This is a genomic window from Rickettsia endosymbiont of Seladonia tumulorum (genome assembly GCF_964030815.1).
Classification (GTDB): domain Bacteria; phylum Pseudomonadota; class Alphaproteobacteria; order Rickettsiales; family Rickettsiaceae; genus Rickettsia.
In genome coordinates, this window is the sequence record NZ_OZ034963.1 from 343,036 (window position 1) to 366,396 (window position 23,361).

The window sequence follows — 23,361 nt, forward strand, 5'->3', positions numbered from 1 at the left end:
CCGTGGCTTGCTAACTAGGTCCAGCTAAAAAATACTAATAATATTAGTATTTTTTATTATTCTTCTGGATCTAGTTCCCAAGCCACGGCATGACAGCGTACGTGTTTTTCAACCCACGTGGGCAACGCTTATGCGGTGATGACACCGTCTTCATAGGTAATAAAACTACTTCCATACTTACTTTACCCTTTACCCTCACAAAGTTATTGTTTGTTTTACTTTTTGTGATTATTATCGCATAGAAAATTAACTTAATTCTATGTCAAATATAGACATTCTTATTTTTACTAGTTTTTTAGCGATTAATTTAATCGTTGGATTTGCGGATATTAAAAATATAAAAAATATTCGGGAATATGCGATTGGGAAAAGAAATTTCTCGACCGGTACGATAGTTGCAACTCTAATTGCTACTTGGATCGGCACTAGCACTTTCCTAATCGATAATTCACGAATATATATTGACGGGTTGTTTTACTTGCTTCCTAGCATACTCGGTAGTGTTGTTAGTTGGCTATTAATTGCCTATTTTCTTGCTCCTCGTTTCGAACATTTTTTAGGCAGTATGTCAGTGGCGGAAATAATGGGGGAGGCTTACGGCAATAAAGTTCGAAATCTTACCGCTATTGTTAGCATATTAATGGCTATAGGCAGGATTGCTATTCAGTTTCATATAGCCAGTCTAGTGCTAGAGTTATTTTTTGGTATTTCAAATTTTTACGTAGATTTGTTTTTAGCGACTTTCATAATAAGCTATTCGGCTTTCGGCGGCGTTAAATCGGTTACTTTTACCGAAGCCGTACAGTTTTTTACCTATAGTGCCGTTATTCCAGTAATAGGGATTATAGTGTGGAATGTTTTTAGTGATCCTACTATTTCTATCGACTCAAATGTGCAGCATCGTCTTACCGATTTAGGTATGGTATTTAATTATACGAACCCTAAATTTTGGATATCCCTAAATATCTTTATATATTTTGCCATTCCCTCACTTGGTCCTTCAATTTTTCAAAGAATATTGATGGCAAAGGATATACACCAGATATCAAGAACCTTTTTTATTTCAGCAATTATTTGCCTTTGTTTATCTGTCTTATTCATTTGGATTGCGATATTATTGCTTTCCCAAAATGCTGTCGATAGTAGTCAATTATTTTCTCAGATTACTAAAAGCTATATAGGATTTAAAGGCTTAATAGTTGGCGTTATTATGGCAATGATAATCTCAAGCACTAACTCTTATATTAACGTTGCAACAGTAAGCTTTATTAATGATATCTGTAAAAAAACCTCGCTGCAATATAGCTATGTAACTGCGATTATCATAGGCTTGATAGGGTTCGTTATCTCACTTTATACGAAAGACCTAATTAATATATTCTTATTACTCACCAGCGTCTATTTGCCTATAATTACCTTACCGTTAATTCTCTTAATATACGGCTTTAAATCAACTGCTAAAACCTTTTTTATCGGTACAGTAGCAGCATTATTAACCATCATAGCATGGCAATTATTTTCTTTAAGGCAGATTATAGGAATTTATCCGATCTTGCCAGCTGCGATCATAAATTTACTCTTTTTCCTTGGTAGTCATTATATTTTAAAACAGCCAGGCGGTTTTGGTTCGTTAAAAGAGCCGCTGAGCGTAAGGCTGATAAAGCAAGAGCGAAGAAGAAGATTCTGGGGTTTATTCCGCTTAATCAAGAATTTTAATCCTTTGATATATTGGAATAATACATTACCACGCCAAGAAATCACTTATAGCTATGTTGGGATATTTATTTTAATCTCTATCTTTTCATCCTTATATCTTACGCCTAACAGTAGGATAATGAACCATCTAAATATATATAATATCATTTATCACTGTACGCTTGTAACTTCTGCAATACTTATCACTTATCCGTTATGGCCTTTGAGATTTCAGAAGAAATATATTATATCGTTGTTCTGGTTTATTGCTAATTTTGGGATATTGATATTTTTTAGTAGTTTGCTTGTTTTATCAAGCAACTTCTATCAATTACAATTGATGAGTTCAATAATTAACCTACTAATAATTGCGACATTGTTTAGATGGCATACTACTTTACTTATGACTATTATTGGCGTATTTGCTAGCATAGAGTTTTATAAATATTTTATGGATGAGAAGCTGTTAATTAATATAGATAGCTTCCAGTTCAAAGTGATATATTTCCTTACTTTATTCAGTGGGTTGTTAATCGTTTTCTTAAGACCAAGGCAAGAGCAGGAAAGACTAATTAACCTAAAAAATACTCATTTAGGGGATAGGGTTAGTTTTAGAGAGCAGGAACTTGAAAAATTACTTGATTTAAAACATGAATTTTTACGTAATATAAACCATGAAATAAATACGCCGCTAACCGGTATTATTAGCCTTGGTGAAACTTTATGGGCTAATTACGATAGATTTAGTGATGATCAACGTCGTAATGCAGTAGAGATAATAGCTAAAAGCTCTAGTAGGTTAAATAGTTTGATAGGCAATATTTTAGATTTCTCAAAACTATCTAGTCTTGGTTATGAGTTAAAAAAAGAAAGCATAAATTTAAGCGAGCTATTGCATGAGCGAATAAAAATATGTAAGAAATTATATTTGAACAATAAGAAGTTAGAATTTATAGCTGAAATTGAAGAAAATATAGTGCTTAAATGCGATCCTCATTATATTAGCCATACATTCGATAATTTGATAATTAACGCTATTAGCTATTGTAATGACGGCATAATAAAAATTGATTTACAAAAGCAAGAAAATAATATTTTATTTACTATTAAAGATGATGGAATAGGCGTTCCAAAAGAGGAACTACAAACTATATTCGGTGTGTTCGTCGTAAGCTCGAAAACCCGCTCACCTGCAGGTGGTAGAGGAATGGGGCTTGCTTTGTGTAAAAAGGTAATAGAGCTGCATGGCGGAAAAATCTGGGCAGAAAATGATGAGCAAGGGAAGACGACTTTTGTTTTTACTATGCCCCTTTAATGTCATACCGCGAGCTTGTAGCGGTATCCAAAAAAACAATAAAAAATACTAACGTATTTTTAACTGGCTCTAGTTCCCAAGCCACGGGATGACAATGAAACAATAACAAAATAATAAGTATATGAAAACAATTTTACTTATAGCATTACTTAGCACGCAATATAAAGGTGATAACGATAATGTTTTAGCAATTACTGAGGCTTTAAAACAACAATATCAAAAGGAAAACTTACAGATTGATATAGTTAATTTGGAAATCGATAAGCTAGATCCTAATCAGATAGAAAAATATCCAAATCAGGTAATTATTATAGGTGCAGGGCTTGATGGTATTAAAGCATTTACTATTTTAAACTCTAACAAAGGCACTAGTAAATTTATTTGGAGTGGTCATCAATTAATAAATGAAGTAACAGAAAATTTAAAGATTCTAGATAATATAGTGTTACCATCCTATGCTTTAAATCAAGAGCAAATTAAACAAATTCAAGAAGCAAAGGTTAAGTTAATAGAAACTACAGGCATACCTCATACTCTTACAAAAGAGGATTGTATAAAGGAGTATAAAGATTTAGCTGATAAAAAGTTAATTCCTGATTCTTCTAACGGCTATATATTTACCTGTCTATCAGGTGATGCTCCTGATTCAAATGGAAAAATAAAATTTTATACCCAAGAAGAAGCTTATAAATTGGGTGAGCAATTAGCTCAAATTGTAAAATTAAAAAATATGATGCTTTTAGTGACAAATGGACCTAGAACCGGTCAATATGATCCTAAGGCTTTTCCTGATAAAGTAAAACTTCCAGTACATGAAAAAAATAGTGATATTGATTTAGTTAGTAAAGCTTTTTTAAAAGGAGTAGAAAGTATATTAGGTAATGAAGCAGAGGAAAAAGTAAAATTTGAGAATTTTGTATTTGGAAAGCCAAGTGTATTCAAAGGATATTTAGGTGCAGCCATAGAAAATGAAAAAAGCATAGTAGTTATTGGCGGGGAATCTTCAAGCCAAATCACGCAAGCTTTAGACTTAGTAGCAGGTAGGTTATATATTAAGAAAAATACTGCTATGAATGATGTTCATAAAAAGCAAGTAAATAAAATACTAGAAACTAATAAAGGAGCTAAATTATTAAAGGATAATGAAGTTAATTTAATTATTAATGTTATTACTGATGAAGCCTATAGTGATGCTGAAACAGTTGCAAAGGAGTTTGAAGAAGAAAATCATTTTTTTAATGAAGAGGAATGTTTATATGGAGATAGAGGTTTAAAAATTATAGGATATACATCAGAGCTAGGAACGGCATAAAAAACATGAAAAAAATTATTTTTAATAAACAACAAGATTTTGTCTCAATTATAGCACCGGCATCAAGCTGTCCTGATGCACAAGATAGGTTAGCTAAATCAATTGAAATGCTGAATTCACAAGGATTTAAGACCTTAGTAGATGATAAAATATTTATGGGGGATGAGCTACCATTTTTTGCTGCTCCGAAGGCTGAAAGGCTGAGAATGTTTAAAGAGGCGATGGAAAACGAGCAAGTTAGAATAATCTGGGCTTTTCGTGGTGGATATGGTTGTAGTGAGATTGTAGAAGATTGTTTTAACATAGAGAAGAAAGGTGATAAAATCCTGATAGGTTATAGCGATATTACAGCACTGCATCTACTTTTAAATGGTCATTATGATATTCCAACTATTCACGGCTCAGTGCTAACTTCTTTTTTGCCGCCTGTAAATCAAGATATTAATTCTATCCTAAATGTTTTAAAAGGTGAAGATAGTAAAATTGCTCTTTCGCCAATAAATAAAATTAATGACAATCCTATAGAGGGAAAAATACTAGGCGGTAATTTAACGGTTTTTAGCAAGCTAATTGGCACTTCTATTAATCTAAAAACAAACAATATATTGCTACTCGAAGACATCAACGAAAAAGGTTATGCAATTCATCGTAATCTAGTACAACTAAAAAATGCTGGTATATTTGATGGAATAGAGGCGATAATTTTTGGTGATTTTACTAGCGGGGATGAAAATACAGAATTAGCTATAAAAAGCTTCTGTTTAAATTATATTCCAAATATTGAGACTTATAGAGCTGAAGGAATAGGGCATGGAGCAGTAAACCAACCGGTTATTATGAATCATGAAGTAGTTATAAGCGGTAATTACTTAAGTTTCTCTAGTCCTTTTGCCTTAGAAGATTAATATATGATACAAACCATTAGAATAGGGACTAGAAAAAGTAAACTCGCTTTAACACAAACTAACCTAGTTATTGAGCAAATCAAAAAGCATTTTCCTAATATTAATTGTGAGATAGTAGAAATTACTACTAGCGGTGATTTGATCCAAAATAAACCTTTATATGATATAGGCGGTAAGGCTTTATTCTTGAAAGAAATAGAGCAGGCTTTGCTTGATAAAAAGGTTGATTTGGCTGTTCATTCTTTGAAAGATGTTCCAGGAATAATACCTGAAGATTTGAGTATTGCAGCTGTTTTAGAGCGGGAAGATTCAAGAGATGTGTTTGTTTGTCTAACACATAAATCCATCGAAGAACTGCCAAAAAATGCCGTAATAGGGACTTCTTCGGTACGCCGAAAATTATGTGTACAAAGAATAAGACCGGATTTAGAAATAATAGTGTTTAGGGGTAATGTTGACTCAAGAATCAATAAGCTAATTAATAAGGAAGTCGACGCAACCATACTTGCATATGCCGGCTTAAAAAGGCTTAATGCATTTAATCCGGAATATTGTCATTTGATAGAGCATTCGCAGATGTTGCCATGTATAGGGCAAGGTGTTATTGCGATTGAAATACGAAAAGATGATCATGCTATGATTGAGATATGCAAACAAATTAACCACCTACCGACTTTTGAATTGGTAAAGCCGGAAAGAGCACTTTTAGAATATTTAGATGCAAATTGCCGCACGCCTATAGGTGCTTATTCGAAATATTTAGATAATGGTGATATACAAACCGATTTTATGCTTGGTAATCTCGATGGTAGTAAAATAGTTTCCCATACAGAAATATCTAGCCCAAAAACCTCAAAAGAAGCAGGCATAAAAGCCGCTAAAATAATGTTAAGTAACCTCGAATAATCTATGAATTTTCAACAGTAAGATGGTATTGTTACGTGGATCGGTTTTTCCGTCTGAGCTAAGGAAATTACGAAGTAATTGACGAAGCAATCCAGCTAAAAAATGCTAAAATTAGTTATTTTTTACTATTTTTCTGGATTGCCACGCGGTCTACGACCGCTCGCAATGACAGTTTTAATAATACTCCAATTTTCTCCGGACACTACTGTGCCTACGCGGGAATGACATAGGATAATAACTGCCCGGTACTATAGTGCTATTGATACGGTAATAACTATAAATCCCTACTCTTTCTCCGCATTCTTTCTAGCAGATGGGGATAGCATGACACTTAGTTCTTTTAACGCCTTATCTTCTACGTAATTCGGAGCGTTCATTAATAAATCTTCGGCTTGCTGATTTAATGGAAAAGCGATTATCTCCCTTATATTAGTAGCTTCCGCAAGTAACATAACGATTCGGTCTATACCTGGAGCTATGCCGCCGTGTGGAGGAGCTCCAAATTTAAACGCTCTAATCATACCGCCAAATCGTTTATCCACTTCTTCTTCACTATAACCAGCTATAGCAAATGCCTTATACGTTATCTCAGGCTTATGATTTCTAACAGCACCGCTAGAAAGCTCTATGCCATTACAAACAATATCATACTGATATGCGGTAAGCTCTAGCAACTCTTCGGTTGTTTTTGCGTTCTCAAGAGCTTCTAACCCACCCTGAGGCATAGAAAACGGATTATGGCTAAAATCAATTTTACCGGTTTCTTCGTTTAGCTCATAAAATGGAAAATCGGTAATCCAGCAGAATTTAAAGCAATCTTTTTCAAGTAAATCTAGCTCATCAGCAAGTTTAATTCTTACCTTACCGGCAAGTTTAGCAGCTTTATCTTTCTTATCGCTAGCAAAAAATACCGCATCTCCATTGCTAATATTAGCAGTAGCCTTCAAATCTTCTAACTGCTGAGTGCTTAAGAATTTTGCAACTGGTCCTTTTGCTTCCCCGCTTTCGCTAAACTGAATATAGCCAAGTCCTCCAGCTCCCTCCGATATTGCGAATTCTATCATTTTATCGAAGAAACTACGAGGCTGACTTGCAGCACTTGGTGCAGGAATTGCTCGGACAATACTACCTTTCTTGATATTTTCCCTAAAAATAGCAAAGTCTGAATCTCTAAAAATTTCCGTTACATCGGCAATAATAATAGGGTTACGTAAATCAGGCTTATCAGAGCCGTATTTTAACATAGACTCATTATATGGAATGCGGATAAATGGTGCTTCTGATACTTTCTTATCTGTAAATTTAGTAAATAGCTCATACATTATAGGCTCGATTGTGGTGAATATATCTTCTTGCGTAACAAACGACATTTCGATATCTAGCTGATAAAACTCGCCTGGTGACCTATCTGCTCTTGCGTCTTCATCACGAAAACATGGAGCGATTTGGAAATAGCGATCAAATCCCGATACCATCAATAGCTGCTTAAATTGTTGTGGTGCTTGCGGTAATGCATAAAACTTGCCTGGATGTAATCTACTTGGGACTAAGAAATCCCTTGCTCCCTCAGGTGAGCTAGCGGTAAGAATTGGTGTTTGAAATTCGGTAAAGCCTCTTGCAGTCATTAAATGACGAATATAAGAAATAATTTGTGAACGTAGCATTATATTATTATGCAACTTCTCACGTCTTAAATCTAAAAAGCGATGTTTAAGCCTTGAGTCTTCAGGTGCGTCTTTTTCCGTATTAATCACAAACGGCAGAGTATCAGCAGCTGATTCAACAATAAACTCACCAGCTAAAACTTCTATATGACCGGTAGGAAGTGTGTTATTAATAGTCTCTTCTGATCTTGCTACTACTTTCCCAACTACTGTTACAACTGACTCATAACGTAAACGGCTAGCATCGTCCATAAGCTGCGGATTTTGGTCGGTAAACACGATTTGTGTTATGCCATAATGATCACGTAAATCTACAAAAACTAGATTGCCATGATCTCTTCTTCTATGTACCCAACCAGACAGTTTTACTTCAGTCCCAACATCGGAAATTTTTAATTCATTACAATTATGAGTTCTATATTTATGCATTTTATCTTTGTTTTTTAAATCAACTCACTATAATCAAAATAGCTAAATCCTGCAATAAAATTATCTAGGTTCTGTGAAAGGTTCTAATTGATTTTGAGTTTTGAACTATTTTTTAGCGAAAATTAATAAGATTTTTGACGGAATAGTTATTCATATTTCAAAAAAATCTTGTAATTTGCAGCAAAAAAGAGTCAAAATTAAATCTTTTTAGAAATCTTCACAGAGCCTAGGATACAAAAGTAATATTTAGGAATTTTAAGAAATTTTTTAGTTCCTGACGAGCAACTATATGTGAGCTGTTAAATGCTCGGTCATAATTTGCGACTTTTAAATCAAGTAGAGTTAAACCTTGCAGAAATAACTCTCTATATATTACACGTTCACTAAAACCATCAGCGAGTTTAAAATTGATTCTTTTAGCAAGCTTGTTCAATACGTTACTAACACGTCTTTTATTTAGAGCATCAAGGTTACTTAAACGATTACGCAAAATTATCCAATCTATACTCCCTCTATCACGACTAGCACGCTGCATTTTCTGTTCCCATATCATTTGGCTATAGATTGAGGGGCTGATAATTTCATCTTTATTGTCAACTTTTGCTATTACGTCTAAATCTAAAAAGCTATCATTTATCGGCGTAATAATGGTGTCAGCATAAGAATGAGCAAGCCTTGATAAAGCAGTATGGCTACCAGGCGTATCGATTACTATATAATCAGCATCCATATTATCCTTTAATATCTGCTCAAAACTATTTGCTTGCTCTTCTTCAGAACTTTCTTTGACATGGAAATGCTTTGGTACTAATACCGGTTTGTCAGGGTTTTGCTCATTATACAAATCTCGATTTTTTAGGTAATTAGTTAAAGAGCTTTGGCGAGAATCAGTATCAATACTTACAACTGAATATTTTTGATAAAGTAGTGCCACTATTAAATGGATAGAGCAGGTTGTTTTACCTGCCCCACCTTTTTCATTACCTATAACAAATATATAAGGCTTACTGCTCATAATTTTCCTTTATAAATTTCTCAAGTAGCCTTACACCATAACCTACAGCACCCTTCGGGCCAAGCGATGAGGGTTTATTGCTATTTGCAACGCCTGCTATATCTAAATGTGCCCATTCTACCCCTTCTTGAATAAAACGTTTGATAAAATGAGCAGCGGTAGAACTTCCAGCAGCTCCTGGCACATTACCGATATTTGCCATATCAGCTATGTCGGAGTTAATCATTGCATCATAATCTTCATGAAGCGGCATTCTCCATAATTTTTCATTTACTTCTTCACCAGCTTTTATTAGCTTATCAGCAAGCTCATCATTATTAGAAAAACAACCAGCATATGTAGGACCTAAAGAAACGACTATAGCACCGGTTAACGTCGCAACGTCAATCACGCATTTAGGTTTGAATTTTTCTTGTGCATACCAAACAGCATCAGCAAGAACTAAACGCCCCTCTGCATCGGTATTTAAAACTTCAGCAGTTTGACCTGACATAGTAGTTACAACATCCCCAGGACGCTGTGCATTACCTGATGGCATATTTTCAACGAGCCCTACAACACCTACGATATTTACCGGCAATTCTTGACTAGCAACCGCAATCATAGTACCAACTACTGCGGCAGAACCACACATGTCATATCTCATTAAATGCATATTATTTGATGGTTTTAGAGATATACCTCCTGTATCAAAAATAACTCCTTTTCCGACTAGAACAATATAAGGAGCCTCTTTGCTTGCACCTTGATATTCCATTACCACTAGCTTTGATTCATTTTGTGAACCTTGACCAACTCCAAGAAGAGCACCCATGCCAAGATTTTTCATTTCTCTTTCACCAAGAATAGAAACATCGACATTTAATTCTTCTAGTGTTTCTGCTATTCTTTCAGCATATATTTGTGGAGTTTTAATATTTGATGGTTCATTACTAATATCTCTTGTGAAAAAGACCCCTTCAGCAATTAATTTTTTAACTTCAAACAACTTTGCTGCTTCTACGTTATTATCTGTAGAGATTTCAAATGATTCTACAACAAACTTATCTGCTTCTTTTAAAGTAGTTCTATATTTATCGAATCTGTAGGAAGCAAGTAACGCACCACTAGCAATTAAAGATGCAACAAGCGATGATGTAAAGCTGCTTATTCTATTCTTAATTTTTAAGCCAATAGTAGCGATTTTAGCATTAGTAGCATTTTGTAGGATTTTACCCGCTAATTCTTCAATCTTAACCTCAGTTAGTTTTTCTTCACTTCCAAGCCCTGCTAATACTAAATATTTTACTTCCCCTGACTTAACAACAGAAGGAATAATTTTGATCTGCCCATATTTACCAGTAAATTGTAATTTATTGGCAATAGTCTTGGAGATCAAACCATGATGTTGTTGGTCAAGGTTTATTAGTTCACTATCAAGTTTTAATTTGTCATCAATAAACACTATTAATGCTTGAGTATTTAATGATTCTTCCTCAGTAAATTTTACATGTAGCATATTTATTTTTCCTTATTAACATTTTCCTAGATAATTCTATTTATCTTATGAAACTTTGCAAGTATTAATTGCCTATAGAGAAACCAAATTAAAAACTAATTGACATAATTTAACGTTTTTTATATTTTTTGCCTAGTAATAATTAAAATTAAGTAATTTAATGCTGAGTCTAGAAGCTAAAACCTTTTTACACATTGAAAATAGATATAAAGAAATAAAAGAATTTCATAATGTTTATGATCTTACACCTCATCCAACAAGATATAATATTCTTAAATACACATTAAAATTCATTTCTTTACCATTTATAATAGCTATTCAAGCTATAAAATTTGTTACATTAGGTACTGTTTCACTTACATATTTAAACATTGGTAATACTCTTTTAAAAAAAATAAATAAAAGCATTGAAAAGAAAATAAAAGAAGGTTCATGTAAAGAAACTGATGACAATATCCCGAAAATTGTTGAATATATATTAAAAAAATATGAAGAAAAGCCTGAATTAATAGAGCAGCCTAAATTTTCATTGTTACAAAATTTTATAATAAAAGTTAAAAAATATGTACCATTCGCTTCAAAACTTATAAATTTCTGGGATAATGGGGGAGTAAAGCATTCTGAGGAAATGGTAGAGAAACAAGAATTAGTCGAAATCATTTATAAGAAAATTGTTTCTGCAATATATATGGCAGGTAAGAATGGTGAAACAATGGAAACGGAAGATGTAAAAAAACTTTTTCCTGAAGTAGATTTTAAAGAATTTGAAGAAAAAGTTGAGTTGGTTAATACCGAAGCAGTCAAAATAAAAGATAACAACCCGGTATCTTTACCATGTAGTCAACCGCCTATTATCCTAGAATCTGAAGAAGTTGAGGTTACTACTGGCTCTGATGATATCATAGAAATTCCAGCAGAACCGGCTATTGCTATTCCAAATAATACTATAAACCCGCTAGTAAATCTAATGATGCTGAAAGCGGTATATGATGGAATAAATCGAGTACAGCAAGGAATGGCTGAATTTTATCAGGAGCAGGTAGCTATAGAAAATGATATAGAAATTCAAAATGCACTTTTTGATGAATTTTGTCAAGAACAGTGGGCTATAGAAAAAAGCATGAAAATTGAAAATGCCCCTATTCCATATTACATAGAGCCGCACCAATATTATGGTTATGATAATGCTCTTTTAGGAAATAATTATATCCCACAAGCAATAGCATGTTGTTGAAAATTTAACGTCATTGTGAGAGAAAACTGACATTATTACATGGCTCACCCCCACTCCTGTCACCCCGTGATTTATTCACGAGGTCCAGTTAAAAATGTCAATATTGTTGATATTTTTAGTTGTTTTTTAGATTCCGTGGTGGCATTGTTGCGTAGATCAAAACACGTGTTCGGTGTCATACCGTGGCTTGACCACGGTATCCAGAAAAACAACTTTTTATACTAATAATATTAGTATTTTTTAGCTGGACCTAGTTCCCAAGCCACGGGGTGCATTGTTGTGTGGATTGAGAGTCGTCATTGCGAGGAAATTACGAAGTAATTGACGAAGCAAGGAAGTAAAAAAATGCTAACTTTATAACATTTTTTATTATTTTTTTCTGGATTGCCACGCTCCTTGCAGTCGCGTAGCTCAGACGATTTGGTATCCACGCAACAATGCCTCCACGGCATGACTACCTTAGGATGTTTTTCAATGCATGCGGACAAGCCTCTGCGGGGATAACACAAAACACTTTTTTCAAACTATACACAAAGCTTGTGAGAGAGTTAAACCTACAACTTAACTTTTAATTTAACAAAACCTTGGTGGCTTTTATACTTCTTTTGTAAGTGACAATTATACTCGACTAATACACTTATATTACCTTTTTCAGCTAAAATATTAGCACCGATATTGTAGCCAATTTTAGGTTGTTTTGGTAATACAACAATTTCAGTAACTTCTCTATCTCTCCATTTTATTTTAGCCTCAAGTTTGTTATTTTTGTTGTTAAAATAATTCTCTACAGAAGCCATAATTGTTGGTGTAATGCTTACTGCTCCTATTTTCTGTGGAGCTAACGATACATTACCGCCTACAATACTAGACCATATATTTTGCTTTTTAGAGGCAATACTTAAATGCTGAATACCAGCTCCGCTTTCTTGATAAGTACCATCTTTAATATAACCATATCTTATCCCGATATTTGGAGTGAAGCTCACTTTATTGCCGATAAGATAATTATAACTTAATAAACTTTCAAAATTATAATTATTATTCTTATATTTACCGTTTGCAATAGTGCCTAAGCGGTTGATCTTACTCTTTACAATATTATGGTTATAAGCAAACATACCTTGGATCATAAAGTTTTTTGGCAACTCTTTTTGACCATATAAAGCTATGATATGACTATCGACATTAGTATTTAATTTACCGCCGTTAGATTTAAACTTTGAATCTAGTCTAGTATAAGCGATACCGACTAAATCTTTATCATTATCAGATCCAATATCAAAACCGATAGTACCACCAGAAGTATGCCCTCTATACCCTATAAAACCTTTTTGAGTACCTTGCTTACTGATTCCATAAGTTCCTGATATCCAAAAACCTTTATCAAGCACTCTTTCATCTTCATCACCGGCAGCAACTCCAGTAAAACTATTTATTCTGCTAGATACAGTACCTTTGCTTACAGTATAAATGTCTTGAGTTGAATTAAAAATCGTTACGACTACTTTCTCATCTTCTTTTACTGCTACCTGCATTGTCGCTACTTCTAAAGCTTCAATTCTTGCTTCTTCTGCACGTTTTGTCTCGAAGATAACAAATTCTTCTTTAGCTTTTTCCTCTTTATCTAATTCTTCTGCTTCTTTAAAAGATTCACTGCTTCCAGTTTGTTCTTGATCTTGTCTTCGGTTTTCACCTTGAGTTTGATTTTGTGCTTGCAGATGAACTTGATTTTGACCCTGCTCCTGTAGTCCTCTTAATTTTAATATTACCGTCCTTAGATCCCCATTCTCTCTTAATAATTCTGCCATTTGTGCTTGTAGTATTTGCACGGCTTCATTTTCCGGTAAAACTATTACCTCCTTTGCTTCTACATTTCCTTGGCGAGTTATTACTCGTGCTACAGGTACTGGATTTGGAGATAAATCAGGAATTATCGGATTTGCTTCAATTCCTGTTCCAAATTTATCCGTTGTGATATTTTCTATTGTTCCGTCTGCTCTTTCAATTGTAAGTCTAGTATCATTTATAAGATTGGCTCTCTCCATATTATCTATATATGCAATAACAGCTCTTCTTTTTGCATCCTTTATTAATTCTTCTTCATATATATTATATTTAACTTGTGTAACACCAGGTTGTGGTTTAAATGGAGAGCGTATATACTCAGATTCCTCGCCATAATTATCAACAACTAAGTTAGCCATCTTATCATCATATTGCTGTTGAGTAAGGTTACCATTTTGGAATTGATGAGTTAAAAGATCCATATCATTTTTAATCATTAATGCTTTCTCTTGATAAGCTAATACCATTCCTCTTCCATCTTTTATAGCATTAATTTCTGCTTGTGTTAGATATTTCTTATACTCATTTTTTTCTTCTGATTTATCAACGACATTATCATAATATAAAGTATAATTGTTACGTTCTTGGTGACGTGGAACTTGAATATTTTCAACAGCTTTTACTATATCGACACCATTTATTACTTCTGTTCTAATATCTTCTTTCAAATTTTTTAGTAATACTTCTTTTTCTTTTTCACGAAGTTGATCAAGTGTTAAGTCCTTATCTCTAAATGCTCTAATCCCCTGTAGTTCAAAAGTTCTTCCTGCTTCAATAAGTTTATCAGTAACATCTATTTCTTTAATTATATTATCTCTTACATGAAAATATTTTATTTTATAATTATCACCTACAGTAAAGCTACTTTTATATCCAATTGTAGGATTAACATTAATTGGTTTTACTTGAACTGGTGGAAGAACTTTATTAGGGTTTACCGGGATATTGATTATATCATCTTTATTATAGTGCCAGTCATTTGCCTTTATTGTTTCAAGTATTTGTACTTTTCGAGCTAATGTTAATGGTGAATTATTTTCTTTTACTTTATTTAAGGTTCTTTCTATTTCTTTTCTTATATTTTCATTCGGAGCTTCTCTTAATATAGGTTTAAAGAAGCGAATACCATCAAAATTATCATTAGCTCCTGTAATTTCTGGGTTTATTGCTACATGCGGTACAAATCCTCCTATTTTAATAGTATTCATAATTATATTTCTTGCAGCTCTTTCTGCTTCTCTTTCAGCTGCAGACCTTAATACGTTCTGACCTTTTGCAGCTTCATTTCGAGCATTTAGCTTTGCCTCCACTACTTTTTCATCAATTATCTTTCCTTGTTCATCTCTTAAAATAGGTTTTAAATTTTTTCTTCCTTTTAATGCTGCATTAGTACCGACTGCTGCCATATTATTAAAAGCTTCAACGTCCATACCTTTTTTAATAACACGCTTACGAGCTTTTTTAATATCCGCCTCTGCTGTAGCTTGAGCTTCTAGATTTATACCGGTTAATATAGTAGTTGCAGCACAAATTAAAATTAATTTAGAAAAGTTTTTTGATTTTGTATTAGACATAATATTCAGCACCCCTTAATAAATAATTATTAATTATAATTTAAAAATATTAGTATTTTAGTTACTATTAATGGAAATTATACACGAAAAAAATATTATGTCAAAAAATTTTTATTGAAATTATATAAGATAATATGTAGGGTATTTGTACCTTTAATATTTCAAGCTTTGGAAGTTGTAGTAAAATGATTTGAACGCATGTAGCAAATTATTCGTTGTCTCGTCTATTGTTATAGGTTCTACCCTCACGCCTGTCATAAAATTTAACTAAGTTTACTATACATTTCGGGATTCGCCTGTGTTCAACTATTCTTGTATACCTAGCTGGCATTGCCCACGTGGGGCTTTGTTGCATAGATCACTTCCCCCTGTCACCCCGTGGCTTGTCCACGGGGTCCAGAAAACAACTTTTAATACTAGTAATTTTAGTATTTTAAGCTGAATCCCGCTACAAGCTCGCTAGATGACACAAGGGAAAAATCGATCCACGCGGGCAATGTCTCCTCGTAATGACGAAAAAATCAAACTATGCAACAACTGCCTCTATAGAATATTAACTATCCTCGCAATGTGGTGTTTTACCAAGTTTGTCTACCTCATCTATTTTATTTTCTACTGATGATGTTATATATGAACTTATAGTTGAACAAATTAAATCCACTGGAGTATAATCATCATTATTTTTTATACATATTTTTATTCCTGGACATTTTAGCAATATCTTTATTATATCTAGGTTTCTTTTTTCATAAGCATAATGCAGTGCTGTTTTACCATAGATGTCTTGTTCGTTTACGTCGCATTTTTTATGTAAATATATCCTTATATTTGAGACATTACCGTCCAAAACTGCTTTATGTAGTGGCGGTAATTGCTTAAATTTATCTATCTTAATTCTTGCTTTATTTTCAAAAAAGTCCCACATAATATGCTGCTATAGGTTGTATGTGCGTCTTATAGCATATTATGTTTAGTAAAGCAACTACTAATTGAATAAATTTTTAGTTATTTCATACCAACAGTTTTCGGGGATATTTGATTTGTTACTAAAACCACATATAATTAAATGATCTTTAGCCCTAGTCATTGCAACGTAGAGCAGCCTTATATATTCTTGTAGATCTTTTAGCTTTTCTGCATCTTTCATTTTTTGTAGAAATTCAGGAGTGTCAGCAGCATTAGCAGAAAAGAACATTCGACCACTTGTATAACTTGCTTCTAAAGGTAATTTATGCGTCAATCCGGTACTCGCATCCTCACGTACTAAAGTATATGCTGCGGTGCTGCGTTCCGTGTTTCCTATAAATTCCTCTTTATTAGCTGCGTTCTCCAAATGGTCTATTCCCCCATTATCATGCCAAATAAATTTACTACTGCTGATAGGTAGGGTGGTGGAGTCGCATAATATAACAATTGGTGCTTCCAAGCCTTTAGAACCGTGTACGGTCATCACTCTTATTTTATCGGAATGCTCCATATCACGCTTAATCCAAATATCGTTATTCTCAAACCAAGCTACAAAACCTTGCAGAGAATTATCCATATCATTTGCGTAATTACTGCTTAGTGTTAGCAGCTCATTTACCATATCATCGATATGTAAATTTAGAGTATTCGCGACTAAGATAAAGAAATTATCAAGAGTAGAATTTTGATAAAGTTCAATAAAAGAAGTAAGTTTATTATATATATCCGTATATGAGGACAGATTTTCCCACAAACTTTCATCATTTTTATTCATTAGAAGTTCGTATAATTGTTGCTCGCTAATACCGATAATCGGTGATTTAAGTAAGGCTGCAAGGTTTAAATCGTCGTAAGGTAAAAGTACGAATTTAGCTACCGAAATTAAATCCATCATCGATAAATGCTCTTTAAGGTTTACTTTATCGCTTGCCTCGACTTTAAGGTTAGCTTTGTTAAGCTCTTTTATAAGATTATTGCTAAATTCATCTCGCTTTCTTACCAAAATCATAAAATCTTTTTCGGATATAGGATTACCGGTTGCTGGTAGAATTTCTTTGCTGGCTATTTTTTCCTTTATGAAGCTAATAATTTTTTCTATAAGTAAATCAGCTGATGAAAGAGCATTGGCATAATCTTGTGGCAATGCCCAAAAAAGTTCCTCCTGCTTTTCGCTTGTTACCAAAGACCAAACTGTTACAGAACCGGTATGTGTACGAAATGCAGAAATTACCGGATTATCGGATAGGAAAAGAGTAGGGTAATGAGCTTTTATATATTTAAAAACCTGATGAGTAAATTGTAAAATTTCGCCGCATGATCTATAAGAATATTCAAGTGTAATTTTCTTAAATTTTTTATTTGCTTTAGCGAGATTCGTTTGTAATTTCTCATTCACTAAATTAAAATTCGCAAGATCAGCACCTTGAAAACTATAAATAGATTGCTTATCATCACCAACTATAAAGATGCTACTATCAGGTCTATTAAACTCGGTTATTAGAGTGGTGATTATGTTCCACTGATTACGGCTTGTATCTTGTGCCTCGTCGACAAGTATGTGATTAATCTCACTTTCAAGCTTATGCGATAACCACTCATGTATAGCTTTATTCTCAAATAATTTTTCGGTATAATAAATTAAATCATCATAATCAAGCAAGTTATTTTCTTCTTTAAATTTCTCATATTTCTCTAGCAAAATATAAGCAAGTTTACAAAGTAAATTAGTATGATATTCTAGCTCTTCTATGCGATATTCTTCATCTAATTTATAAATCTGAGATGTTAGCTTCTCTAACTCTAACAGTAATTTAGGATATTTTTGGGTTAGCTCTTTCGATAAAAGGCTTTTACGTTTTTTTCCGTCTTTGGTAAAAAATAACTCTTTCGGCTCTATTTCTAAATCATAATCTGCAAATAAATTTTTTACCTTATCATAGATATTATTTAGCTCGGATAGTGCTAATCTCTTATTGTGTATTTCTGCCGGAATAGTTTTATAAGTGAATAATTTTTTGAATTTAATTTTTTGGTCAATAATCTCGCTGAAAATATCCTGCAAAGTTATTTCATGAAAACGATTTAGTAAAGTTTTAATTAAATCATTATGTTCATCGCTTAAATAAATCTCATTTCGTATTTTTAGAAAGATATCTTGTAATTGAGTCTCTTCAAGAATCTGAAACTCGGGTGTTATGCCGGCTTCTACGGGAAAAGTTTTAAGGATTTTTTGGCAAAAAGCATGGATCGTATAAATGTTTAAAGGTTCATTATTATCAAGCAATTTACTATATAGATTTTTTGCATTTTCAAGCTCTAAAGCAAGCGGCTTTTGACCACTCATTAAGAAAAGCTCTTGTTCTAGTTGTTTGGGATCACAAAGAGAGAAAGTTTTGAGTTTGTTACTAATTCTTAGCTGCATTTCTACGCTAGCTGCGTTAGTAAAAGTAAGGCATAATATATTTTGAAAATTTACTCCTTTGATTAATAGGCGTAAAAACCGATCAGTTAGAATTTTGGTTTTACCAGTACCAGCAGACGCCGACACCCAAACGGAATAATCAGGATCAGAAGCTTGTTGTTGTAAATTGTTCATTAGTTATAATTTTAAATATATGTAAAAAATAATATTAAAATTATAACGCTAACTAAAGATTATACAATATCTTCATCTGAATTATATTCTACTCCCATAAGAGCTAAATCATTTTCTGCGTATGGTTCTAGAGCTTTCATTTGTTTTTTTCAAGGTTTAGTATGTAATTTATTATGTGATGTTTTTTTGTGAGTGCTGTTGCTTATCTATAATTATCTTTAAAGTAGCATCAATTGTTTGAGGATAATTATTAGTACTTGAGTATTTAGATTTAGCGTAATTATAGTATGATAGAGCTTTTTCGTACTCTCCTAATTCCATATAATCATCAGCAATGTTTAAGTAATTTTGATATGTTTTTTCTTGTAATAAAAGCTTTCTATGTTCTTTAAGAATAGTATATTTTTTTAAAAAAGCAGTTGAACTGATATTAAATATATTGCTAAAATCATTTGCACATTTTTCTATATCAAGATTTTTTTCTATAAAAAGAGATTTGTTTTCCAAAGCTTTCTGTACATATATTTTAAATTGTATTTCATGTAAATCTTGTATTTTCTGAATTATAAGAGCTTGTTTTTCAAGATTATTAATTTCTAAAAATCTTGCTTTATTATAAAATTTTAAAGCAAATTCAAACATTACGTTTTTAATATATAAATCACCAATTTCAATATATAAATCTGAATTAGCTAAGCTAGGATTTTCTTTAATTTGCGATTTATATTGGCGAATTAACTTATAAGCTTCCCGCTGTTTATCAAAATCTAGAAGATTGGATATTAGATGATTAGTCATAAACTCCTGCAAAATCAAAAAATTATACTCATAATATTTATTTGTTTTGCTTTTGCAAGTAAAAATTTAAATTTTGGAAAGGTTATTTTTCTTTCTATATATTACATAAATTACAACTAAAGATGCGGCGAGTCCAAACCAAGTAAAAGCGTATTCTAAATGATCATTTCTAATAGCTGCTAAATGATTTATTGAAAGCGGTAGCAAAATATCTAGATTGCTAATATCTTTGCTCTCTTCAATGAGATAAAAATTTTTAAGATTTAATCCTAAAACTTTAGATGCCTCTTGTAAGTCTAAGGTCAACCATACGTTGTTTTTAATATCATTTGCAGGTAAGTAGCTACGAGTTTTTTCGGATGTCATAGTAACGCCGATAAGCTCATGGGGTTGGTCATTGGTTGCTTGTGTAATAATATTTTTATTGCGGTTACTAAACCAACCACGTGCTACTAAAATAATTTTGTCTTCATCGGTCTTAAATGGTGTAACTAAATAATAGCCATCCTTTTCACTCGACATTGACCGCCTACCATATAAATATATGTCTTTATCAGGTAAAAAATGCCCATTAAGTTTTATTTTTTGATAAGGTAAGTTGTCATGAATTTCAGCTAAATCGATTGCAGGGGAGGTAAGATTTTCTTGCATCGATGCTAAAAATAGCTTCTTTTCTTTTAAGCGATTAAGCTGCCAAAAACCTAAAGAGATGAGTATTATAAAGGTGATGAGTACGGTGAGTTTGGTTTTCATAATTGGGTTTTAGGAATGTTAATAATCGTCATTGCGAGGAAATTACGTAGTAATTGACGAAGCAATCTCATGCAATAGTATAAAATTCCTGAGATTGTCACGTCGATGCTATGCATCTCCTCGCAATGACGCTTTACGAAGCAGGTTTTAAAATCTTGCTTAAGAATTCCTTATGTTTTTGTAATTCTTCTTTTGTTGGTTTAATAACGGGAATATTCCTATGTGCCTGAGAATCCAAGCGATTATAGCTAAAATTATTTACCTTAGCAGCTTTATCAAGCATCTTAAAGGCTGACTGCCTACCGCCGGTTAGTTCTACATATACTTCAGCAAGTAAAGCTGCATCTTTAAGAGCTCCATGAAGTTGTCTGCCGGAATTATCCACCTTAAATCTTTTACATAAAGCATCAAGGCTATATTTTGATCCAGGAAACATACTTCTAGCCATCACTAAAGTATCAATAGCATGTTCAAGTTCTAGGAGTTTAATTTCAGCTCTTTTTAATAATGATAATTCATGATTTAGAAATTTAACATCGAAAGGTGCATTATGAATGACGAGCTTACTATCGGCAATAAACTCTAAAAAATCATCTGCAATAGTATGAAATAGTGGTTTATCTTTTAGAAACTCGCCGGAAATGCCGTGAATTCTATAAGCCTCAAATGGCATGTCTCGTTCTGGATTAAGATAGAAATGAAAATGTCTGCCGGTTAGTACCTTATTTACCATTTCAATAGCACCGATCTCAACAATTCGGTGACCGCCTTTTGGATCAAGTCCCGTAGTTTCGGTATCTAAAATTATTTCTCTTAAACTTGACATTCCAAATCCTCTATTAACTTTGCTATCTGAGTTTCTAATTCTAACATATCAACGCCGCTATTTATAGCAAAATCTGCTTTTGCTATTTTACTCTCCTGCGAAAGCTGAATTTCCTTTATCTTGTTATAGATTTCCATATCAAAAGAAGATCTGGTTGTTGCTCTTTGCATTCTTATTTCTTCAGAGCAATGCACAGTCACGACAAAATCAAAATATTTATCAAATTTAGCTTCGTATAATAGCGGTATTTCGGCAAATCCGAATTTGGATTTTATGTTTTCCTGTTTAAATTGAATTAGCTTATCTATTAGGAGTGGATAAATAAAGTTTTGTAATTTCTCACGTGCGAGATCATTGTTATAAATTAAATTACTAATCTTTCCAATGTTAAAAGTTTCAAGCTCCGGCAATAATTTTAAAATACCGGTTTGGATCTTTGAATCTTGATATAATTCTTTTATACATCTATCGGCACAAAAAGTCTTATATCCTTTTTCTGCTAAATAATCCAAAATAAAAGTTTTGCCCGATGCATAGCTACCGGTAATACCTATTGCTAACATTTTGTTATAAAAATTTTATGTTCATTAGCGAGTTTTATAGTTTTCTCTTCTTCAGCTATAATTACTTGGTTTTTTTGAATTGCAACGCCTTTGTAATTATATTTAGCAAGATTTTTTATAGTATTAACGCCTATAGTTGGTAAATCTAGCCTATTATCTTGTCCTATTTTTGAAAGTTTAATAAGCACTCCACCGCAAGATTTTTTACGTAAGTCTGCACATCTAGCTATTAAATTATCCGTTCCCTCAGCCGCTTCTATGCCAAGCACATAACCATCTTCAACTATAACCGACTGACCAATATCAAATTTACTTAAATGATTTAATAATTTTACCCCAAATTCAATATCTTTTTTATCAGAATTTGTAGGGCTAGTATCAGTTATAATATTAGAATCACATTGTTGATTTTGATATATCTCACTACTTGAAATTATCTTAAAACCATAATTCTCAAAGAATTTAGCTACTATTCTTAATAAATTATCATCCCCACGAATTTTTTGGCTAATTATTTTAAGAAGTAATAAACTACCTATTTTATCCACTGCTAAATTTTTAAAATTTGGTCTATCGACTCCTCCTATAAGAATAATATTTTTTACGTTATGTTGTGTAAAATATTTAATAGCTGCTCCAACCATACCGATTTTAAGAGGTTGATACTCAAAGTCTTTAATTAACTCTATATCAGCTTCGCCCTCTATCGCAGCTATATAACAATTACCACCTTGTTTTCTATAATTACCTGCTATTAAAGAAGGTAATGAACCTTTACCAGCAATAATTCCAAGATTTGGGAGCATAAAATAGTTTGTAATTTAAAATCTAATATTGATTATAAGCGTATTTTAAATATAAATCTATAAAACCTTTACAAATTAATCAAATTAAGCGATAATAGTAAGTGCTAATATAGCTATAGTAATAAACGTAATTTAGAATAGAGGTTGCGGACTCGGGGGCAGTACCCGACGCCTCCACCAATACTCATACTCGATGAATTTCAAAAATTTGCTACGTTGTCCTACAAGTACTCCGGTACTCACGTATTAAGTATACGCTCCGTTCCTCGTCTTGTGGACGCCTTGCTCTTTTTGAAATTGATCTTCGTATAACAATATGATGCAAATACTGCTTGTATTTTAAAAATTGAATTTTATTTTGATGGGTGAGTGAGCGGAGCGTATACTTAATACGTGAGCATCACGAATCCCTGATAAAATGAAAGAGCAATTTTTAAAAGATAAGTAGTATTTTGAGGGGGCGAAATAGGATCGACGTGCCTAATAAAAAAATTGCTTTTACTCGGGATGATTCCGCCGCAGGCTTTTGCCTTACGGGTCAAAACAAAGAAACGCAAACGATAACTATCGTTCTGCAGGTACTCCAGCTTTAGCTGTAGCATAAACCTGCGCGGTTTGGGGGTTTACCGGGCAACAGAAAAACCCTCATGTATACTCGTTT

Annotated in this window: 16 protein-coding genes and 1 other RNA gene; 6 read left to right on the forward strand and 11 right to left on the reverse strand. The window is 32.8% G+C overall.

Annotated features, from left to right (window positions below):
• The first annotated feature begins 259 nt into the window (after positions 1–259).
• The 4 genes from AAHF54_RS01660 to hemC all read left to right on the forward strand — a co-directional run bounded on the left by AAHF54_RS01660 (position 260) and on the right by hemC (position 6,133).
• Positions 260–3,010, forward strand: a complete 2,751-nt coding sequence (locus AAHF54_RS01660) for a sodium:solute symporter family transporter (RefSeq protein ID WP_342170101.1) — start codon at positions 260–262, stop codon at positions 3,008–3,010.
• Positions 3,011–3,131: 121 nt separating this feature from the next.
• Positions 3,132–4,322 carry a hypothetical protein gene (locus AAHF54_RS01665; protein WP_342170102.1) on the forward strand — a complete coding sequence of 397 codons (1,191 nt, stop codon included), beginning with the start codon at positions 3,132–3,134 and terminating at the stop codon, positions 4,320–4,322.
• A 5-nt stretch (positions 4,323–4,327) separates the two neighbouring features.
• Positions 4,328–5,227 carry an LD-carboxypeptidase gene (locus AAHF54_RS01670; protein WP_341794915.1) on the forward strand — a complete coding sequence of 300 codons (900 nt, stop codon included), beginning with the start codon at positions 4,328–4,330 and terminating at the stop codon, positions 5,225–5,227.
• Positions 5,228–5,230: 3 nt separating this feature from the next.
• Entirely contained in the window at positions 5,231–6,133 is a 903-nt protein-coding gene (gene hemC / locus AAHF54_RS01675; protein ID WP_341788879.1) for a hydroxymethylbilane synthase, read from the forward strand.
• A 284-nt stretch (positions 6,134–6,417) separates the two neighbouring features.
• Here the strand turns inward: hemC and aspS are convergent, their stop codons facing one another.
• From aspS to AAHF54_RS01690, 3 genes are all read right to left on the reverse strand, one after another.
• A complete protein-coding gene (gene aspS / locus AAHF54_RS01680; protein ID WP_342170103.1) occupies positions 6,418–8,226 on the reverse strand; it encodes an aspartate--tRNA ligase in 1,809 nt (602 codons plus the stop codon).
• 226 nt (positions 8,227–8,452) lie between these two features.
• On the reverse strand, positions 8,453–9,241 hold the full coding sequence (locus tag AAHF54_RS01685; RefSeq protein WP_341788881.1) for a division plane positioning ATPase MipZ: 789 nt from the start codon (positions 9,239–9,241) through the stop codon (positions 8,453–8,455).
• Positions 9,231–10,739 (reverse strand): leucyl aminopeptidase, encoded by a 1,509-nt coding sequence (locus AAHF54_RS01690; protein WP_342170104.1) that lies wholly within the window; start codon positions 10,737–10,739, stop codon positions 9,231–9,233. The genes AAHF54_RS01685 and AAHF54_RS01690 overlap by 11 nt, the downstream gene beginning before the upstream one ends.
• Before the next feature lie 160 nt (positions 10,740–10,899).
• Between AAHF54_RS01690 and AAHF54_RS01695 the strand changes: the two genes are divergently transcribed.
• On the forward strand, positions 10,900–11,973 hold the full coding sequence (locus AAHF54_RS01695) for a hypothetical protein (RefSeq protein ID WP_342170105.1): 1,074 nt from the start codon (positions 10,900–10,902) through the stop codon (positions 11,971–11,973).
• A gap of 554 nt (positions 11,974–12,527) precedes the next feature.
• On the opposite strand, the gene AAHF54_RS01700 is transcribed toward AAHF54_RS01695, so the two are convergent.
• The 8 genes from AAHF54_RS01700 to AAHF54_RS01735 all read right to left on the reverse strand — a co-directional run bounded on the left by AAHF54_RS01700 (position 12,528) and on the right by AAHF54_RS01735 (position 22,700).
• Positions 12,528–15,392, reverse strand: coding sequence for an autotransporter outer membrane beta-barrel domain-containing protein (locus tag AAHF54_RS01700; RefSeq protein WP_342170106.1), 2,865 nt, complete (start codon positions 15,390–15,392; stop codon positions 12,528–12,530).
• Between the two features lie 553 nt (positions 15,393–15,945).
• On the reverse strand, positions 15,946–16,317 hold the full coding sequence (locus AAHF54_RS01705) for an ankyrin repeat domain-containing protein (RefSeq protein WP_341788885.1): 372 nt from the start codon (positions 16,315–16,317) through the stop codon (positions 15,946–15,948).
• Positions 16,318–16,377: 60 nt separating this feature from the next.
• Positions 16,378–18,954 carry a UvrD-helicase domain-containing protein gene (locus AAHF54_RS01710; protein ID WP_341788886.1) on the reverse strand — a complete coding sequence of 859 codons (2,577 nt, stop codon included), beginning with the start codon at positions 18,952–18,954 and terminating at the stop codon, positions 16,378–16,380.
• Positions 18,955–19,125: 171 nt separating this feature from the next.
• Positions 19,126–19,752 carry a hypothetical protein gene (locus tag AAHF54_RS01715; RefSeq protein ID WP_341788887.1) on the reverse strand — a complete coding sequence of 209 codons (627 nt, stop codon included), beginning with the start codon at positions 19,750–19,752 and terminating at the stop codon, positions 19,126–19,128.
• Positions 19,753–19,818: 66 nt separating this feature from the next.
• Entirely contained in the window at positions 19,819–20,505 is a 687-nt protein-coding gene (locus tag AAHF54_RS01720) for an SURF1 family protein (protein ID WP_341788888.1), read from the reverse strand.
• A 133-nt stretch (positions 20,506–20,638) separates the two neighbouring features.
• Positions 20,639–21,331, reverse strand: a complete 693-nt coding sequence (gene dnaQ, locus AAHF54_RS01725) for a DNA polymerase III subunit epsilon (protein WP_341788889.1) — start codon at positions 21,329–21,331, stop codon at positions 20,639–20,641.
• Positions 21,319–21,894 (reverse strand): dephospho-CoA kinase, encoded by a 576-nt coding sequence (coaE, locus tag AAHF54_RS01730; RefSeq protein ID WP_342170107.1) that lies wholly within the window; start codon positions 21,892–21,894, stop codon positions 21,319–21,321. Before coaE ends, dnaQ begins: the two co-directional genes overlap by 13 nt.
• Positions 21,888–22,700, reverse strand: a complete 813-nt coding sequence (locus AAHF54_RS01735; protein WP_341788891.1) for an LpxI family protein — start codon at positions 22,698–22,700, stop codon at positions 21,888–21,890. Before AAHF54_RS01735 ends, coaE begins: the two co-directional genes overlap by 7 nt.
• Positions 22,701–22,763: 63 nt before the next feature.
• On the opposite strand from AAHF54_RS01735, the gene ssrA reads away from it, so the two are divergent.
• Positions 22,764–23,349: a transfer-messenger RNA gene (gene ssrA, locus AAHF54_RS01740) on the forward strand.
• Positions 23,350–23,361 lie beyond the last annotated feature (12 nt).

Coding starts and splice junctions, on each gene's coding strand:
- AAHF54_RS01705 (WP_341788885.1), bottom strand. CDS start 16,317: ATGTGGGACTTTTTTGAAAATAAAGCAAGAATTAAGATAGATAAATTT.
- AAHF54_RS01695 (WP_342170105.1), top strand. CDS start 10,900: ATGCTGAGTCTAGAAGCTAAAACCTTTTTACACATTGAAAATAGATAT.
- dnaQ (WP_341788889.1), bottom strand. CDS start 21,331: ATGTCAAGTTTAAGAGAAATAATTTTAGATACCGAAACTACGGGACTT.
- coaE (WP_342170107.1), bottom strand. CDS start 21,894: ATGTTAGCAATAGGTATTACCGGTAGCTATGCATCGGGCAAAACTTTT.
- AAHF54_RS01700 (WP_342170106.1), bottom strand. CDS start 15,392: ATGTCTAATACAAAATCAAAAAACTTTTCTAAATTAATTTTAATTTGT.
- AAHF54_RS01670 (WP_341794915.1), top strand. CDS start 4,328: ATGAAAAAAATTATTTTTAATAAACAACAAGATTTTGTCTCAATTATA.
- AAHF54_RS01690 (WP_342170104.1), bottom strand. CDS start 10,739: ATGCTACATGTAAAATTTACTGAGGAAGAATCATTAAATACTCAAGCA.
- hemC (WP_341788879.1), top strand. CDS start 5,231: ATGATACAAACCATTAGAATAGGGACTAGAAAAAGTAAACTCGCTTTA.
- AAHF54_RS01710 (WP_341788886.1), bottom strand. CDS start 18,954: ATGAACAATTTACAACAACAAGCTTCTGATCCTGATTATTCCGTTTGG.
- AAHF54_RS01735 (WP_341788891.1), bottom strand. CDS start 22,700: ATGCTCCCAAATCTTGGAATTATTGCTGGTAAAGGTTCATTACCTTCT.
- AAHF54_RS01720 (WP_341788888.1), bottom strand. CDS start 20,505: ATGAAAACCAAACTCACCGTACTCATCACCTTTATAATACTCATCTCT.
- AAHF54_RS01660 (WP_342170101.1), top strand. CDS start 260: ATGTCAAATATAGACATTCTTATTTTTACTAGTTTTTTAGCGATTAAT.
- AAHF54_RS01665 (WP_342170102.1), top strand. CDS start 3,132: ATGAAAACAATTTTACTTATAGCATTACTTAGCACGCAATATAAAGGT.
- aspS (WP_342170103.1), bottom strand. CDS start 8,226: ATGCATAAATATAGAACTCATAATTGTAATGAATTAAAAATTTCCGAT.
- AAHF54_RS01715 (WP_341788887.1), bottom strand. CDS start 19,752: ATGACTAATCATCTAATATCCAATCTTCTAGATTTTGATAAACAGCGG.
- AAHF54_RS01685 (WP_341788881.1), bottom strand. CDS start 9,241: ATGAGCAGTAAGCCTTATATATTTGTTATAGGTAATGAAAAAGGTGGG.